This window comes from Pseudaminobacter soli (ex Zhang et al. 2022) (assembly GCF_014595955.1).
Taxonomy (GTDB): Bacteria; Pseudomonadota; Alphaproteobacteria; order Rhizobiales; family Rhizobiaceae; genus Kumtagia; species Kumtagia pseudosoli.
On the sequence record NZ_JABVCF010000004.1, the window covers coordinates 225,661 to 240,569 of the forward strand.

13 protein-coding genes are annotated in these 14,909 nt (G+C 63.9%); 6 read left to right on the forward strand and 7 right to left on the reverse strand.

Annotated elements, in window-relative coordinates; genetic code table 11:
- The 6 genes from HUI96_RS09780 to HUI96_RS09805 all read right to left on the reverse strand — a co-directional run bounded on the left by HUI96_RS09780 (position 1) and on the right by HUI96_RS09805 (position 6,334).
- Positions 1-282, reverse strand: a complete 282-nt coding sequence (locus HUI96_RS09780; protein ID WP_188254455.1) for a hypothetical protein — start codon at positions 280-282, stop codon at positions 1-3.
- An 8-nt stretch (positions 283-290) separates the two neighbouring features.
- Positions 291-809, reverse strand: coding sequence for a transglutaminase-like cysteine peptidase (locus tag HUI96_RS09785; protein ID WP_188254456.1), 519 nt, complete (start codon positions 807-809; stop codon positions 291-293).
- On the reverse strand, positions 809-1,069 hold the full coding sequence (locus tag HUI96_RS09790; RefSeq protein WP_188254457.1) for a hypothetical protein: 261 nt from the start codon (positions 1,067-1,069) through the stop codon (positions 809-811). The genes HUI96_RS09785 and HUI96_RS09790 overlap by 1 nt, the downstream gene beginning before the upstream one ends.
- A gap of 311 nt (positions 1,070-1,380) precedes the next feature.
- The gene (locus HUI96_RS09795; protein ID WP_188254458.1) at positions 1,381-3,483 is read right to left on the reverse strand and encodes an ATP-dependent helicase; all 2,103 of its coding nucleotides are present in this window, start codon (positions 3,481-3,483) and stop codon (positions 1,381-1,383) included.
- A 113-nt stretch (positions 3,484-3,596) separates the two neighbouring features.
- Positions 3,597-4,484, reverse strand: a complete 888-nt coding sequence (locus tag HUI96_RS09800; RefSeq protein ID WP_188254459.1) for a Hint domain-containing protein — start codon at positions 4,482-4,484, stop codon at positions 3,597-3,599.
- 344 nt (positions 4,485-4,828) lie between these two features.
- Entirely contained in the window at positions 4,829-6,334 is a 1,506-nt protein-coding gene (locus tag HUI96_RS09805) for a UxaA family hydrolase (RefSeq protein WP_188254460.1), read from the reverse strand.
- A 208-nt stretch (positions 6,335-6,542) separates the two neighbouring features.
- Here HUI96_RS09805 and HUI96_RS09810 point away from each other — a divergent pair, with 208 nt between their 5' ends.
- Both HUI96_RS09810 and HUI96_RS09815 read left to right on the forward strand, forming a co-directional pair.
- Complete coding sequence (locus tag HUI96_RS09810) at positions 6,543-7,427, forward strand: GntR family transcriptional regulator (RefSeq protein ID WP_188254461.1); 885 nt, start codon at positions 6,543-6,545, stop codon at positions 7,425-7,427.
- Positions 7,428-7,545: 118 nt separating this feature from the next.
- On the forward strand, positions 7,546-7,851 hold the full coding sequence (locus HUI96_RS09815; protein ID WP_188254462.1) for a DUF982 domain-containing protein: 306 nt from the start codon (positions 7,546-7,548) through the stop codon (positions 7,849-7,851).
- A 4-nt stretch (positions 7,852-7,855) separates the two neighbouring features.
- Here the strand turns inward: HUI96_RS09815 and HUI96_RS09820 are convergent, their stop codons facing one another.
- Positions 7,856-8,878, reverse strand: a complete 1,023-nt coding sequence (locus tag HUI96_RS09820; protein WP_188254463.1) for a substrate-binding domain-containing protein — start codon at positions 8,876-8,878, stop codon at positions 7,856-7,858.
- A 362-nt stretch (positions 8,879-9,240) separates the two neighbouring features.
- Here HUI96_RS09820 and HUI96_RS09825 point away from each other — a divergent pair, with 362 nt between their 5' ends.
- The 4 genes from HUI96_RS09825 to HUI96_RS09840 all read left to right on the forward strand — a co-directional run bounded on the left by HUI96_RS09825 (position 9,241) and on the right by HUI96_RS09840 (position 14,895).
- A complete protein-coding gene (locus tag HUI96_RS09825; RefSeq protein ID WP_188254464.1) occupies positions 9,241-10,596 on the forward strand; it encodes an ABC transporter substrate-binding protein in 1,356 nt (451 codons plus the stop codon).
- A 294-nt stretch (positions 10,597-10,890) separates the two neighbouring features.
- Positions 10,891-11,904 carry a carbohydrate ABC transporter permease gene (locus HUI96_RS09830; RefSeq protein WP_188254465.1) on the forward strand — a complete coding sequence of 338 codons (1,014 nt, stop codon included), beginning with the start codon at positions 10,891-10,893 and terminating at the stop codon, positions 11,902-11,904.
- A gap of 1 nt (position 11,905) precedes the next feature.
- Positions 11,906-13,060, forward strand: a complete 1,155-nt coding sequence (locus HUI96_RS09835; RefSeq protein WP_188254466.1) for a carbohydrate ABC transporter permease — start codon at positions 11,906-11,908, stop codon at positions 13,058-13,060.
- Between the two features lie 179 nt (positions 13,061-13,239).
- Positions 13,240-14,895, forward strand: coding sequence for an alpha-glucosidase family protein (locus tag HUI96_RS09840; protein WP_188254467.1), 1,656 nt, complete (start codon positions 13,240-13,242; stop codon positions 14,893-14,895).
- The last annotated feature ends 14 nt before the right edge of the window (positions 14,896-14,909 follow it).

Here is a 14,909-nt window from a genome sequence, read left to right on the forward strand (position 1 = left end):
TCAGCCCCACACCATCCAAGAGGAATAGAAGAACCAGTAGACCGGCCAGAAGATCGCCGAGATCAGCGCGGGGAAGGCAACAGCGCGCAGAGCGAGAGCGGAGTAGACCTCCAAGGCGTGGGCGAAGGTGAGCCACGCGCCGATCATATAGGCGACGGCGAAGTAGCGACCGTCGTTGAAGATGTGCCAGAAAAGGCCCTTGGCGGTCTTCCAGATTGAGATGCGCATGCGCTGGTCCTTCTTGGCGAGCCCGAAATAGCGGGAGTATTCGTCGGCGTTCATGGGGAGCCCTAGTTGGTGATCGCGACCCAGCGGCCGGCGTGAGACGCGTCCTGCCGCTTGAGGAAGGTGTAGTTGCTTTCCGACCAGCGCTTGATCTCGTTGGTCAGGTTGTCGAGGATGAGATCGCCTTCACTGGTCCGCATCGTCAGCACGGCATGACCTTCGCCATCCGGCTTGCGCACGACCGTGATCAGGAGATTGGAGAGCGGGACGAGTCGCGACAGCGCCTTGCGCTTCTCCAGCACGATGTCCTCGCAGTCGCCGACGTTCTGGACGGGATAGGTCCAGAACTCTTCCTGTCCGTAGGTCTCGTGGTCGGTCCTCGGGCTGACCCGCAGATTGACGCCGATGTTGATCTGCTCGATCCGCTGGAACAGCTTCTTCGTCAGGTCGATCGGTGCGGCCGGCTGCATGGGACCACACTCGGCCGGCACGCGCCGGCAGAAGTCGTAGTGACCGTACGGGATCGAGGTCTGCCCGCCGATCGACATCGCGTAGAGAGCTATGGCCGCGAGCGCCGATTCCATCACACGGCCTCCATCTGGAGATGCCGGCACAGCGCCTCGACGTAATCCTTGCGGATCGAATACTGGCCGAATTTGACGGCGGGAAAGAGTTGCTGGTAGACGACCGTCTTCCACCAGCGGTGGTTGAGCTTCTTCAGTCCCTTGGCCGCGCAGAGTTTCGCAGCCTCGGAGACGGTCACCATTTCAGTGTCCGGATGTCCGTCGCCGGCCGATTTGCGACGGATCGCGGCGACGATGTCGGGGAGGTCATTTATGTTCATTTCGGGCCTTTTCAGGTGTCCTTCGCTGTTAAGCATTTCTGGACGAAGCTGTCAAGCGCAGCTATCCATTCAAAAAATTCTGCCCTGTTTCCATTCAAAAACCCCTAAAAATAGGCAGTTTTGTCCAGATACGCTATCCGCCTACAACGACTCGGAGGTAAGCCAAGTGTCTGATTTTATTAACTAAATCGGCTTACGTCCAGAAACTCTGGACAATGAATGTACGAACTTCGAATCCGTAGGTTGCAGGTTCAAGTCCTGCCGAGCGCGCCACCCTCCGACCACACCCGAAGATATGCGTCGGCCGCACCTTACCGCCACATGCCGCGCATGCGGGCTTTCAGGTCGACGCGGATATCGGGCTGTGGCGCGCGGGCCGCACCTGCGGATGAAGGCGGCGGCCAGGCGACCCGCGAAAAGCGGTCGAGCATGTGGTCAGGGATGAAGCGGGTGCGCGAGGCATAGACGTGGCGGTCGCCGCGCGTGGCCTGGCCGTGGACGAAGAAGCGCTGGGGCGTGACCAGATGCAGCGACTCCTTTGCCCGTGTCATGGCGACATAGAGCAGCCGCCGCTCCTCCTCGATCTCCTCCCGCTCGCCGGTGGCGAGGTCGGACGGGATGCAGCCGTCCACCGCGTTGAGGACGAAAACTTTTGTCCACTCCTGCCCCTTGGCCGAATGGATGGTGGAGAGGATCAGGTAGTCTTCGTCGAGAAGCGGTGGCCCGGCCTCGTCGCTGGTCGCGTCCGGCGGGTCGAGGGTGAGTTCGGTGAGGAAACGTTCGCGGGAGGGGTAGCCGGACGCGATCTGCTCAAGCTGGATGAGATCGGCGCGGCGCACCGTGGCATCTTCGTGGATGCGCTCCAGATGCGGCTCGTACCAGAGGCGCACCCGCTCCAGGTCGGCTGGCCAGGCGGATTTCGTGCGCATCTGCGAGAACAGCTCGACGAATGAAGGCCAGTCGGCCTCCGCCCGCGCCGGAGCCTTGAAGAACTGCAGCCCTAGCGCCGGGTCGAGCGCCCGCTCCATGGCTTCCATCGCCGCCGCGGCCGACGAAGGCCCGATGCCCGGCATCAGTTGCATCACGCGGAAGGCCGCCACGCGATCGCGCGGGTTCTCGGCAAAGCGCAGCACGGCGAGCAGATCCTTCACATGCGCCGAATCGAGGAATTTCAGCCCGCCGAACTTCACGAAGGGGATGTTGCGCCGCGTGAGTTCGATCTCCAGCGGACCCGAATGGTGCGAGGCGCGGAAGAGCACCGCCTGTTGCTTCAGCGCCGTGCCCGCCTCGCGCTCCTGAAGCACCTTCTCGCACACATAGTTCGCCTGCTCGGCCTCATCGCGCACGGTCACCAGCAGCGGCTTCTCCGCCGAGCGGCGCTCGGTCCAAAGGTTCTTGGTGAAGCGTTCCGCCGCCTCGCCGATCACCGCGTTGGCGGCATCGAGGATGGCGTCGGTCGAGCGGTAGTTACGATCGAGCGTGACGATCCGCGCCGGCTCAGGAAACAGCGACGGGAAGTCGAGGATGTTCCTCACCTCCGCCGCTCGGAAGGAATAGATCGACTGCGCGTCGTCGCCGACCACGGTCAGTCCGCGCCCCTCGGGTTTGAGCGAGGTCAGGATCGCCGCCTGCAGCCGGTTGGTGTCCTGGTATTCGTCGACGAGAATATGGTCGAAGCGCGAGCCGAGATGTTCGGCGATCGCCGGCTCTGCGCACATCTGCGCCCACCAGAGCAGCAGGTCGTCGTAGTCGAGCACGTTCTCAGCCTGCTTGGCGTCGACATAGCCGGCGAACAGTTTTTTCAGGTCCTCCGCCCAGCCGGCGCACCAGGGAAAATACTTGCCGAGGATCGGCTCGAGCTCGGCCTGCGCGTTGACCACGCGCGAGTAGATGGCAAGGCAGGTGCCCTTGGCGGGAAAGCGGCTCTCCGTCTTTGACAGGCCGAGTTCGTGCCGCACCAGGTTCATCAGGTCGGCGGAATCCTCGCGGTCGTGGATGGTGAACGCCGGATCGAGGCCGATCTCCAGCGCATAGTCGCGCAGGAGCCGCGCCCCGATAGAATGGAACGTGCCCGCCCAGGAAAGCCCCTCGGTCAGCACCGCGGCCTTGTCGCCCATCACCTCGGCCGCGATGCGCTCGACGCGCCGCGTCATCTCGGACGCCGCCCGGCGCGAGAAGGTCATCAACAGGATGCGGCGGGGATCGGCGCCCTTGACGATCAGATGCGCGACCCGGTGCGCCAGCGTGTTGGTCTTCCCGGACCCCGCCCCGGCGATGATCAGCAGCGGCTCGGCGACCGCACCGTCGCCATGCTCCACCGCGGCCCTTTGCTCAGCGTTCAGGCGCGCCAGATGGTCTTTCGGCTGGGGTTGGGCCGGCGAGGGCAGAGTCGAATCACGAAGGGCGATGTCCATCTCGGGACTGAAGCCCGTTTCGCTTTTGTTCGCAATGGCCGGCGCGGGCATGAGAAAGCAGAAGCCCCGCTCCGATGAAGCGGGCCTTCGGCTTCTGATCGGCAGAGGAAGGCTTAGCCGGCGAGTTCTTCCGCCCGCAGCGCCAGTTTCCGACGCGCGTCCCCGACGGGATCGCGTATCTGAATAAAGGGGTATACCGCGAGGCTCAGAAGCGCCTTCAGGTGTGTCCGGCCACTCTCGCTGCCGGCAAGGTGGGCATGGGACCTCATCCTAAGTCCGATTCGATCGGGGTAGAGGCGCTCGTACTCGACGAAGTTCGTGAAGCACTCATAGTTGCGGTCCCACGCCCGGAAGGTCTCGGCGGGAGCGCCCTCGGCCAGGATCACCTTGTGGGTGGCGAGCACAACATGAAAATACTCGATCTCTTCCATATCATGCAGCGCGGGGGCGATCGAAGTGCCGTTGACCAGTTCCTTTACCGTGATGAGAACACCGTCGATCAGCACAGCATGGCCGGGCGATAGGTACAGATCCGAGTGCGGCGTCTGTTCGGCCAAGGCGCCACGCGCCACGCGGATGGGCATCACCTCCTTCGGCCAAGAAGAGCCGCTTCTGCGGTAGGCCCGGCGGCCGATCCACATCACCGGCAAGGTCTCGCCGTCCACCGTTACGACCAGATCGCCTTTCTCAAGATCCTCAACCCGCACCGCGCCCGATGAGGTCATGATCGAGGTGCCGCGAAGGAAACAGGCCGGACCTCCGCTATGGCCTGGACCACCGCCGGGCGAACCCGTGCCGCCGCTATTATGGCCGCGGCCACGACCGCGCCATCGCCCCATGGCATTTGCCGACGATGGCAGGACCATTGCAGTCAGCGAACCGAGCGCAGCAGCTCTGGCCGCCAGTGCTGCCGAGAGGCCAAGGAAATGACGACGTGCCTCATCGACTCGGCGCACGGACTTGTTGCCTTGAGGATCATGATTCTGCGTGGATTGAGTCATTGGTTTAGTTCTCTCTGCAGAGACGCCCCAACGATTTAAATAGTCGAGCTTGCCTGCTGTGAACCTCTTCTTTTGATGATCGATTACACGGTCGACTACATCACATTGCTGACTTCGATAGGGGCCAAAGTCCTATGCAATGGGAACAGAAGCTGCGTGTTGCCCGGCCACCGAGCACTTTCCCAGCTCCGAAGAGGGCGGGGCGTCTGGTCGGCCACGAACAAGTGCACCAGCTACCGGCCGGACGACCGCGTGGGGCGTCTCATTCAGTGAGTGCCGCTAGAATCCATCCTCCCCCACGCCGAGAGGGATTTTGCCTCCAGGGCCGAACCGGTCACCACGCCCTATAGCGTGGCGCCGAGGTGCCAGGGCACGAACTCGTTGTCGCCGTAGCCGAACAGTTCGCTCTTGGTCTTGCGGCCCGATGCGGTCTCGACGATCAGGTCGAAGATCTCGCGGCCCATCTGCGGGATCGTCTTCTCGCCGCTGGCGATCACCCCGCAGTTGACGTCCATGTCCTCTTCCATCGAATTGTAGAGCGCCGTGCTGGTGGCGACCTTGATCGACGGCGTCGGATGGGAGCCGAAGCAGGAGCCGCGGCCGGTGGTGAACACGATCATATTCGCTCCGCCCGCCACCTGCCCGGTGGCGGACACCGGGTCGTAGCCGGGGGTATCCATGAAAACGAGACCGCTTCCGCTCACCTTCTCGGCATAGGCAAAGACGCCGTTGAGAGGCGTCTGCCCACCTTTGGCAACGGCGCCGAGTGATTTTTCCAGGATCGTCGTCAGCCCACCGCGCTTGTTGCCGGGCGAAGGATTGTTGTCGATCGAGGCGCCGTGCTTGGCGGTGTGGTCCTCCCACCACTTGATGTAGCCGTCGAGCTTCTGGGCGATCTCCGCGCTCGCGGCGCGATAGGCGAGCAGATGCTCGGCGCCGTAGATCTCGGTCGTCTCGGACAGGATGCCGATGCCGCCGACGCCGGCCAGGATGTCCACGGCGGCGCCGAGCGCCGGGTTGGCGGTGATGCCGGACATGCCGTCGGAGCCGCCGCACTGCAGGCCGACGACGATCTCGCTGACCGGGATCGGCTCGCGCTTGAGATGGCCGACCTCCTCGCAGATCTCCTGCAACACGCCCATCGCCCGCTCGACCGATTTGCGCGATCCGCCCGCGTCCTGGATGTTGAAATGGCGTTTTCCTGCTGCGATGCCCTTCTGGCCGTAGAGCGTGAGCTGGTTGACCTCGCAGCCCAGCCCGACCATCAGCACGCCGCCGAAATTCGGGTGTCGTGCATAGCCGGCGAGCGTGCGATGCAGGATTTGCATGCCCTCCCCGGTGCTGCTCATCCCGCAGCCCTGGCCGTGCACGATCGGCACGAAGCCATCAATGCCCGGATAGTTCGGCAGAAGTCGCTTGTTGGCCTCGTTGGCGATGGCGTGGCATACCGTGGCCGAGCAGTTCACGCTGGCGACGATGCCGACGAAGTTGCGCGTGCCGGCCCGGCCGTCGGCGCGGCGATAGCCCATGAAGGTGCGCGCGCGCTCCTCATCCGTCGCCTCGACCGGCGCCGACGGCGGGACGACCGGCATGCGCCCGGATTCGAACACCAGATTGTGGGAGTGCACGTGCGAGCCGGCCGCGATGTCGCTGGTCGCGCGTCCGATCGCCTGGGCGTATTTGATCACCGCCTCGCCCGCCGCGATCGGCCGGATGGCGATCTTGTGGCCCGGGTCGATCGCTTCCCTTGCCAAGACACCGCGGGGAAGCTCCTCACCGGCTTCGATCCGGCCGTTGGCGACGGCGACATTGTCGGCTTTCGACAGGACGATGCATTTCGCGGCGGACACGGGCAGTTTTCCTGGTTGTTGAAGCTGGCTGAAGCTTTCAGGTAGCCAATACCCTGGTCGTCTCGGTCGGCCAAAGAGCGACCGCAAGACATTCCGGGTGCTTGACTCCCGTTAGGTTCGAAGTACTGTCTTTTATGTTAAAAATACAGTTTAGCGTCAACCGCTTTCCAGATCAGCGCGGCTGTCCAAAGGGGCATGGAAGCTTGCGATGTCCAGGACCAGTATTGTCTTCAAGCAGACCTACAACCGCTGCCTGACCATGCTCGGGCGGTGCGAGCACCTGCCCTCCGAGCCGGAGCTCGGCACCGCTCTCGGCGTCAGTCGCACGACGGTGCGCGCCGTGCTGGCACGGCTTGCCGAGACCGGCCTGATCCGCTGGGACAAGCGGTCCAAGCCGCGCCTGAGGCCGCCTTCGCCCGAGGACTACTTTCCGCCCGAGGAGACTGATTCGCCCGCCGAGATCGTCGAGCGACGCTTCATGCGGCGGCTCTTGAAGCATGGGGTGGCGCCGGGGAGCCATATCAGCGAGGTCGAGTTAGCCCGCGAGGCAGGCGTCGGAACCACCAGCGTTCGCGAGTTCCTGATCCGCTTCAGCCGCTTCGGACTGATCGAGAAGCGGCCGAACAGCCGCTGGCTGCTCAAGGGATTTACGCGGGAGTTCGCGCTGGAGCTGGCGGATATCAGGCAGATGTTCGAGCGGAACTCGGCGGCCGCATTCCTGGCACTTGCGGACGACCATCCGGCCTGGTCCGCGCTTGACCGGATAAGAGCGGAGCACGTCGCGATGGCCGCATCGATCGACGATCGCTACGAAGAGTTCCCCGAACTCGACGAGCGCTTTCACCGGCTCGTCCACAATGCGTCGAGCAACCGCTTCATCATCGATTTCTACGATCTGATCGCGATGATCTTCAATTACCACTACCAGTGGAACAGGGCGGGCGAGCGCGAGCGCCACGCCAGCGCCATCCAGGAGCATATCGCCTATATAGACGCGCTGAGGTCGAAGGATCCTGAGCGCGTGCGATCAGCCTTCCTGGCCCATATGGTGTCGGCGCGCTCGACCCTTCTCCGTTCGCTGCCCGCCAGCTGACTTGATCCGCACCATTGTGCCCGGGCGCCTTATTGCGAACTCAGTTTCAGGTTGAAGGAACGTTCAAGCTTATGCCGCGTTGTCTACGAACGTGGTCCGACTCCGTGGGAGGCGCAGCATGGATACGACGGCCTTTCGTATTTCCGTAAGACTATCCCTTGGTGGCGATGTGGTGGAGGTCGACACGCTGAACGAGGCGGCTGAGTTTCTGCGGCACTGGCCGGCGGCTCGCCGCGGCCCGGTCTACACTTGCGCACTAAAGGGCTGTGAGGCCGCGCTCGGCGGCACCATGAAGGTGGAAGACGCCCGCAGGGCATTCGAAAGCTTCGCGCGGATCACCGGCATTCTGGTCAACAGCCGCCGCATCGCTGTCGGGCCCGGCGCGACGGGGCTTTCCTTTCCCGGAACCGCAGTTCGCCATTGAACCCTCACGGCGGCACGCCGGCGACGGAGCCGCGCACCACGAGATCCACCGGCCAGACTTCACCCCTGCTACCGTCCTCCAGGCCGGAGATGCGGGCGGCGAGACGTTCGGCTATGCGCGCCCCCGCGGCTCGGATCGACGAGCGGGTGGTCGACAGCGGAACCGGGAAGTTCTCCGGCTTGAGCCACGGAAAGACGTCGTCGTGAGCGATCAGCGACACGTCGTCCGGCACCGATAGCCCGGCTTCCCTGAGCGCACGCGACACGCCCAAGGCCATGATCAGGCTGGAGCATAGGATCGCGGTCGGCGCCTGCTCACCCTCGAGCAGGCTTCGGGCAGACAGGTAGCCGTTCTCTTCCGTCATCTGGACGGACCGTATCATAGACGGCGCGAGTTCTAATCCGCCGCCGGCCAGGGCGCGCCTTGCGCCGCGCTCGCGGAAAATCGCGAAGGTCTGGCGCTCGTCGCCGTTGATGAGCGCGATCCGCCGATGCCCCAGTTGGACGAGCAGCCTCCCCGCCTCGTGGAAAGCGCCTTCATTGTCGATGTCGATGTAGGGATAGGCGAAGTCGAGGCCTTCGGAGCGGCCATGCACGATGAAGGGAAGGCCGAGTTGGTGCAGCAGCGCGATGCGCGGATCGTTCGGGACCGGCACCGATACATAAACGGCGTCGACATTCTTTGCGGCCGCGACGCGCCGGTAGGTCGTTTCCTCATCATCGGCTTCGGCGGGGCTGAGCACAAGGTCGAGTTCATGCGAGCGGGCATAGTCCCCGAGGCCAGACAGGAACTCGACGAAATGCGGGTCGATGTCGACGCTGGCTCCGGTCGGCATCACGTAGCCAATCATACCGGCCTTGCCGGTGGCCAGTCGCCGCGCGCTCGGATTGGGACGATAGCCATGCCGGCGCGCGGCATCCGCGACACGGCGTCGGGTCTCCTCGTTCACCTCGGGATAGCCGTTGAGCGCGCGACTGACAGTGGTCTGCGACAGGCCGAGCATTGAGGAGAGCTGCTTCAGGTTCACCGCACGTTCTCAAAGCGCTTTGAAGGAGACCTGCCAGAGGGAGCTTGGGGGCGGGGTCACCGGAATACGAACAAAAGTCAGACGCAGCAACTAGAACCCCGAAGCAAGCATCTTTGCCAGCGAAAAACATGCTGCACTGCCGGAAAACATGCTCGACAGGTTTCCTTCGAAATAAAGCTTCTTCTTGACTCGTTTCGAGCGATCATGGTGAGATGAGGGGCCAAAGCGCTTTGGAAATGCCTCGCATTGGCTGCCTGACGGTCTGCTCACTGGACCCGGGAAGAGGGAGGGTTCAATGTAGCCCCGGAGGCAAAGGGGACGGAGATTTCAATTACGCTTTTGATCGGCAGGGAGGAAAACCGATGAGACGAAGCCTGTTTGCAGGCGCGGCGAGCGCTGTGCTCGCCATGACCTGGCCGGCCGCGGCCGAGCTGAAATTCGCTCCAGGCGAGGACGCCCGCTTCACCTGGCAGAACTACGAGGACCTCAAGAAGGTCGACCTGAAGGGCGAGACGCTGTCGATCTTCGGTCCCTGGCGCGGCGAAGACGAGGCGCTGGTGCGCAGCGTCCTCGAATATTTCCAGGAGGCCACCGGCGCGACGATCAACTATTCCTCCTCCGAAAACTACGAGCAGCAGATCGTCATCGACACGCAGGCCGGCAGCCCGCCCAACATCGCGATCCTGCCGCAGCCCGGCCTGCTGCAGGACCTGGCCTCGAAGGGCCTGCTGGTGCCGCTCGGCGACGAGGTCGCCGGGTTCGTCAAGGAGAACTATGGCGCCGGCCAGTCCTGGGTCGATCTCGGCACCTACAAGGACAAGGACGGCACGGAAAAATTCTTCGCCTTCCCCTATAAGGCCGACCTAAAGTCGCTGGTCTGGTACGTGCCGGAGAATTTCGAGGAAGCCGGCTACCAGGTTCCGAAGACCTGGGAGGATCTGCAGGCGCTGACGGACAAGATCGTCGCTGACGGCGGCGTGCCTTGGTGCATCGGCCTGGGGTCGGGCGGCGCCACCGGCTGGCCGGCGACCGACTGGGTCGAGGACATCATGCTGCGCACCCAGCCGCCGGAAGTCTACGACAAGTGGGTGCGCAACGAGATACCGTTCAACGACCCGGCCGTGGTCAATGCGCTGAAAATCTTCTCGGACATCGCCACCAACGACAAATATGTGGACGGCGGCCGGGCCGCCGTGGCGGCGACCGATTTTCGCGATAGCCCGAAGGGCCTCTTCGGCATCCCGCCGAAGTGCTACCTGCACCGACAGGCCTCGTTCATCTCCTCCTTCTTCCCGGAGGGCACGAAGCTCGGCGAGGACGCGGACTTCTTCTACCTGCCGCCCATGGCCTCCAAGCCGGAGCTCGGGCAGCCGGTGCTCGGCGCAGGCACGCTGGTCGCGATCACCAAGGACTCCAAGGCGGCGCGGGAGTTCATCAACTTCCTGGAGATGCCGCTCGCGCATGAGATCTGGATGGCCCAGTCCGGCCTGCTCACCGCGCTGAAGACCGCCAACAAGGACGCCTACGCCAACGAGCAGTTGAAGAAGCAGGGCGACATCCTAGTCAACGCCTCGACCTTCCGCTTCGACGGCTCCGACCTGATGCCGGGCAAGATCGGCGCCGGCGCCTTCTGGACGGGCATGGTCGACCTCGTCGGCGGCAAGTCGCCGGAAGAGGTGGCTTCCGACATCCAGAAGAGCTGGGACGCGATCAAGTAGGATCGCGCGCTGCTAGGTCGTGCGTCCTTCGACAAGCTCAGGATGAGGGGCGTTGGTGCGGCCCCTCAGATATTGGTGCCGCTCCTCAACGTCCCCCCACACACGGGGATAGGGGGGCATCTGCGTCGCGGCCGGCTTCCCGCTCCCCGTCTTTCACGGGCAAAAGGTCCCGGCAGGGTGAGGGGCAGCGCCAACCTCCCTCATCCTGAACTTGTCGAAGGACGCACGACCAACAAAACGGCCAACTGAGGCAGTGCTCAAACAAAATATTCGGTCGGAGGTGGGGAGGAACCTATGGCTGCTCAGATACTCTCGGCCATCATCGTCATCATCGTCGGGGTCGGCGGCTGCGTCGCCTATTTCTGGGGCGCCAACAAGGTCCTTGACCTCATCTTCCCGTCCCGCGGGGTGAAGGGCGAGAAGGCGATCGACAATTTGCGCAAGCAGGCGATGATCCGGCCCTGGCTGTTCATCGGCCCGGCCATGCTCGTGCTGGTCGTCTATCTGATCTATCCGGTCATCCAGACGGTCTATCTCTCCTTCCACGACCGGTCGGGCGAAAACTTCGTCGGGCTCTCGAACTATGCCTGGGCCTTCGGTGACCGTGAGTTCCGCAGTTCCATCCTCAACAACCTGCTCTGGCTGCTGGTGGTGCCGGCGGCCTGCACCTTCTTCGGGCTGATCATCGCGGTGCTCACCGATCGCATCTGGTGGGGTGCGATCGCCAAGAGCCTGATCTTCCTGCCGCTCGCCATCTCCTTCGTCGGCGCGAGCGTCATCTGGAAGTTCATCTACGAGTATCGCGACGCCGGGCAGACACAGATCGGCGTCCTCAACGCCATCGTGCAGGCCCTCGGCGGCAATCCGCAGTTCTGGATCTCACTGCCGTTCTGGAACAACTTCTTCCTGATGGTCATCCTGATCTGGATCCAGACCGGCTTCGCCATGGTGATCCTGTCGGCCGCGCTGCGCGGCATTCCCGAGGAGACCATCGAGGCGGCGGTGATCGACGGCGCATCGCCGTTCCAGATCTTCTGGAAGATCATGGTGCCGCAGATCTGGGGCACGATCGCGGTCGTCTGGACCACCATCACCATACTGGTGCTGAAGGTGTTCGACATCGTGCTCACGATGACCAACGGCCAGTGGAACAGCCAGGTGCTGGCGAACCTGATGTTCGACTGGATGTTCCGCGGCGGCGGCGATTTTGGCCGCGGCGCCACGATCGCGGTCATCATCATGCTGGCGGTGCTGCCGATCATGATCTGGAACATCCGCCAGGCCAACCGCGAAACGGGAGGGCACTGAGATGGGCACCCCTTCCGGACGCTCCACCGCCGGCCGCATCGGCGTCCATCTAGCCGTTCTGTTCTTCGTCGCGGTCTGGACGATCCCGACGCTTGGCATCCTGGTCTCGTCGCTCCGGGACAAGGACCAGATCATCGCGTCGGGCTGGTGGAGCGCCTTCACCGGATCAGCGCAGACCGAGGCCGGGCGCCTGGCCCCCGCCTCCGCCCAGCAGGAGAAGGACGGCAAGTTCGTCATCGCCGGCAACCTGTTCGAAACCCCAGGCGAGCGCGAAGTGACCGCCTTCGGGACCCGCGTACAGGCGCCCTCCGACTACGAGGCCGGCAGCGTCGCCGAACTGAAGGACGGCGTGACGCTGCAGGTGAACGCAGACGGAAGCTATGTGCTTGCCTCGCCGAAGGCCTTCGAGGGGGACCGCGGCCAGCGCGTCTATTACGCGGTGACCGCGCCGCCGCGCTTCACCACCGAGAACTACGAGACCGTGCTGTTCTCGGAAGGGATCGGCCGCTCCTTCATCAACTCGCTGACGGTGACTGTTCCCGCGACCATCATCCCGATCATGGTCGCCGCCTTCGCGGCTTACGCGCTGGCCTGGATGCGCTTTCCCGGCCGGGCGCTGATCATCGCCGTGATCATCGGGCTGCTTGTCGTGCCGCTGCAGATGGCGCTCATCCCGCTGCTCCAGCTCTACAACGGCGTCGGCGCCTTCTTCGGGGTGCCGTCGAAGACCTATCTCGGCATCTGGCTGGCGCATACCGGCTTCGGCCTGCCCTTCGCCATCTACCTTCTCAGGAGCTACATGGCCGGCCTGCCGCGCGAGCTGATGGAATCGGCGCGCATGGACGGCGCCAGCGACTTCGAGATCTTCATCAAGATCGTGCTGCCGCTGTCGCTGCCGGTGCTCGCCTCCTTCGCCATCTTCCAGTTCCTCTGGGTCTGGAACGATCTCCTCGTGGCGATGGTTTTCCTGGGCTCGGGGGCAGACCAGCTGGTGCTCACCGGCAAGCTCAATGCGCTCCTGGGCTCGCGCGGCGGCGACTGGGAGATCCTCACGACATCGGCCTTCGTCACCATCATCGTGCCGTTGATCGTGTTCTTCTCGCTGCAGCGCTATTTCGTCCGCGGCCTGCTCGCGGGATCGGTGAAGGGAGGCTGAGCATGGTGAACGCCATTGGCTCCCACCACTTACCCCTCCCAACGAGGGAGAGGGAGAACGTCATCGTACGCGCCCTTCTGTCCAACTGTTCGGAAGGTCAGGCGGGAACGCCTATGCCCCCCTCCACCTTGTTGGGCAGGGTTAGGGGTGGGCGTATTCCCAAACACTAGGAAATCCGCATGACTGCAAATCAGAAAACCCCCGGCACTCCCGACCGCGACTGGTGGCGCGGCGCGGTGATCTACCAGATTTATCCGCGCAGCTACCAGGATTCCAACGGCGACGGGGTCGGCGACCTCAGGGGCATCATCCAGCGACTGCCCCACATCGCCGCGCTCGGCGCCGACGCGATCTGGATTTCGCCGTTCTGCAAGTCGCCGATGAAGGATTTCGGCTATGACGTCTCCGATTACTGCGACGTCGACCCGCTGTTCGGGACGCTCGCCGACTTCGACGCGCTGATTGCCGAGGCGCACCGGCTCGGCCTCAAGGTGATGATGGACGAGGTGATCTCGCACACCTCGGAGGAACATCCCTGGTTCAAGGAGAGCCGCTCCAGCCGCACCAACCCGAAGGCGGACTGGTATGTGTGGGCCGACGCCAAGCCGGATGGCACGCCACCGACCAACTGGCTGTCGATCTTCGGCGGCTCGGCCTGGCAGTGGGACACCCGCCGCCAGCAGTACTACATGCACAACTTCCTGGCGGAGCAGCCGGACCTGAACTTCCATAATCCGGAAGTGCAGCAGGCTCTGCTCGATGTCACCCGGTTCTGGCTGGATCGCGGCGTCGACGGTTTTAGGCTCGACACGATCAACTTCTACTTCCACAGCCAGGGGCTAGAGGACAACCCGCCGCTCGCGCCCGAACTGCGCAACGACCAGACCGCACCCTCGGTCAACCCGTACAACTACCAGGATCACCTCTACGACAAGAGCCGGCCGGAGAACCTCGACTTTCTCCGCCGCTTCCGCGCGCTGCTCGACGAGTACCCGGCCGCCGCGGCGGTGGGCGAGGTCGGCGACTCGCAGCGCGGCCTGCAGGTGGTGGCCGAGTACACCGGCGGCGGCGACCGCGTGCACATGTGCTACGCCTTCGACTTCCTGGCGCCGCAGAAGATCAGCGGCACGAAGGTCAAGACCGTGCTCGAGGATTTCGGCCGGGTGGCGAGCGACGGCTGGGCCTGCTGGGCCTTCTCCAACCACGACGTGAAGCGGCACGCTTCGCGCTGGGGCGAGGACGAGCCAGACCGCGGCGCCTATCTCAAGGTCGTCGCGGCGCTGCTTATGTCGCTGCGCGGGTCGGTCTGCATCTACCAGGGCGAGGAACTCGGCCTGACCGAGGCGGACCTCGCCTTCGAGGAACTGCAGGACCCCTACGGCATCCGCTTCTGGCCGGAATTCAAGGGGCGCGACGGCTGCCGCACCCCGATGGTCTGGGTCGCCACGGCACCGAATGGCGGCTTTTCCACCGCGAAACCCTGGCTGCCGGTCCCGGCCGAGCATCTGGCGATGGCCGTAAACCGCCAGGAGGGCGATCCGGCCTCGCTGCTGGAGCACTATCGCCGCTTCCTTGCCTTCCGCCGGGCGAACCCCGCCTTGGTGAAGGGGGACATCGAATTCCTGGCGGCGGACGAAAACGTCGTCGTCTTCATCCGCGAATACGGCAACGAGCAGATGGTCTGCGCCTTCAATCTCGGCGCACGCCCGGCGAGCGTCGACCTCGGCGACGAGACCGGGCTGGAAGCGGTCGAAGGCCATGGCTTCGCCGGCAAGGCGGAAGGCGGGAAGATCAAGCTCGGCGGATACGGCGCCTGGTTCGGGCGGTTTCTCTGAAGGGCAGGCGCGAA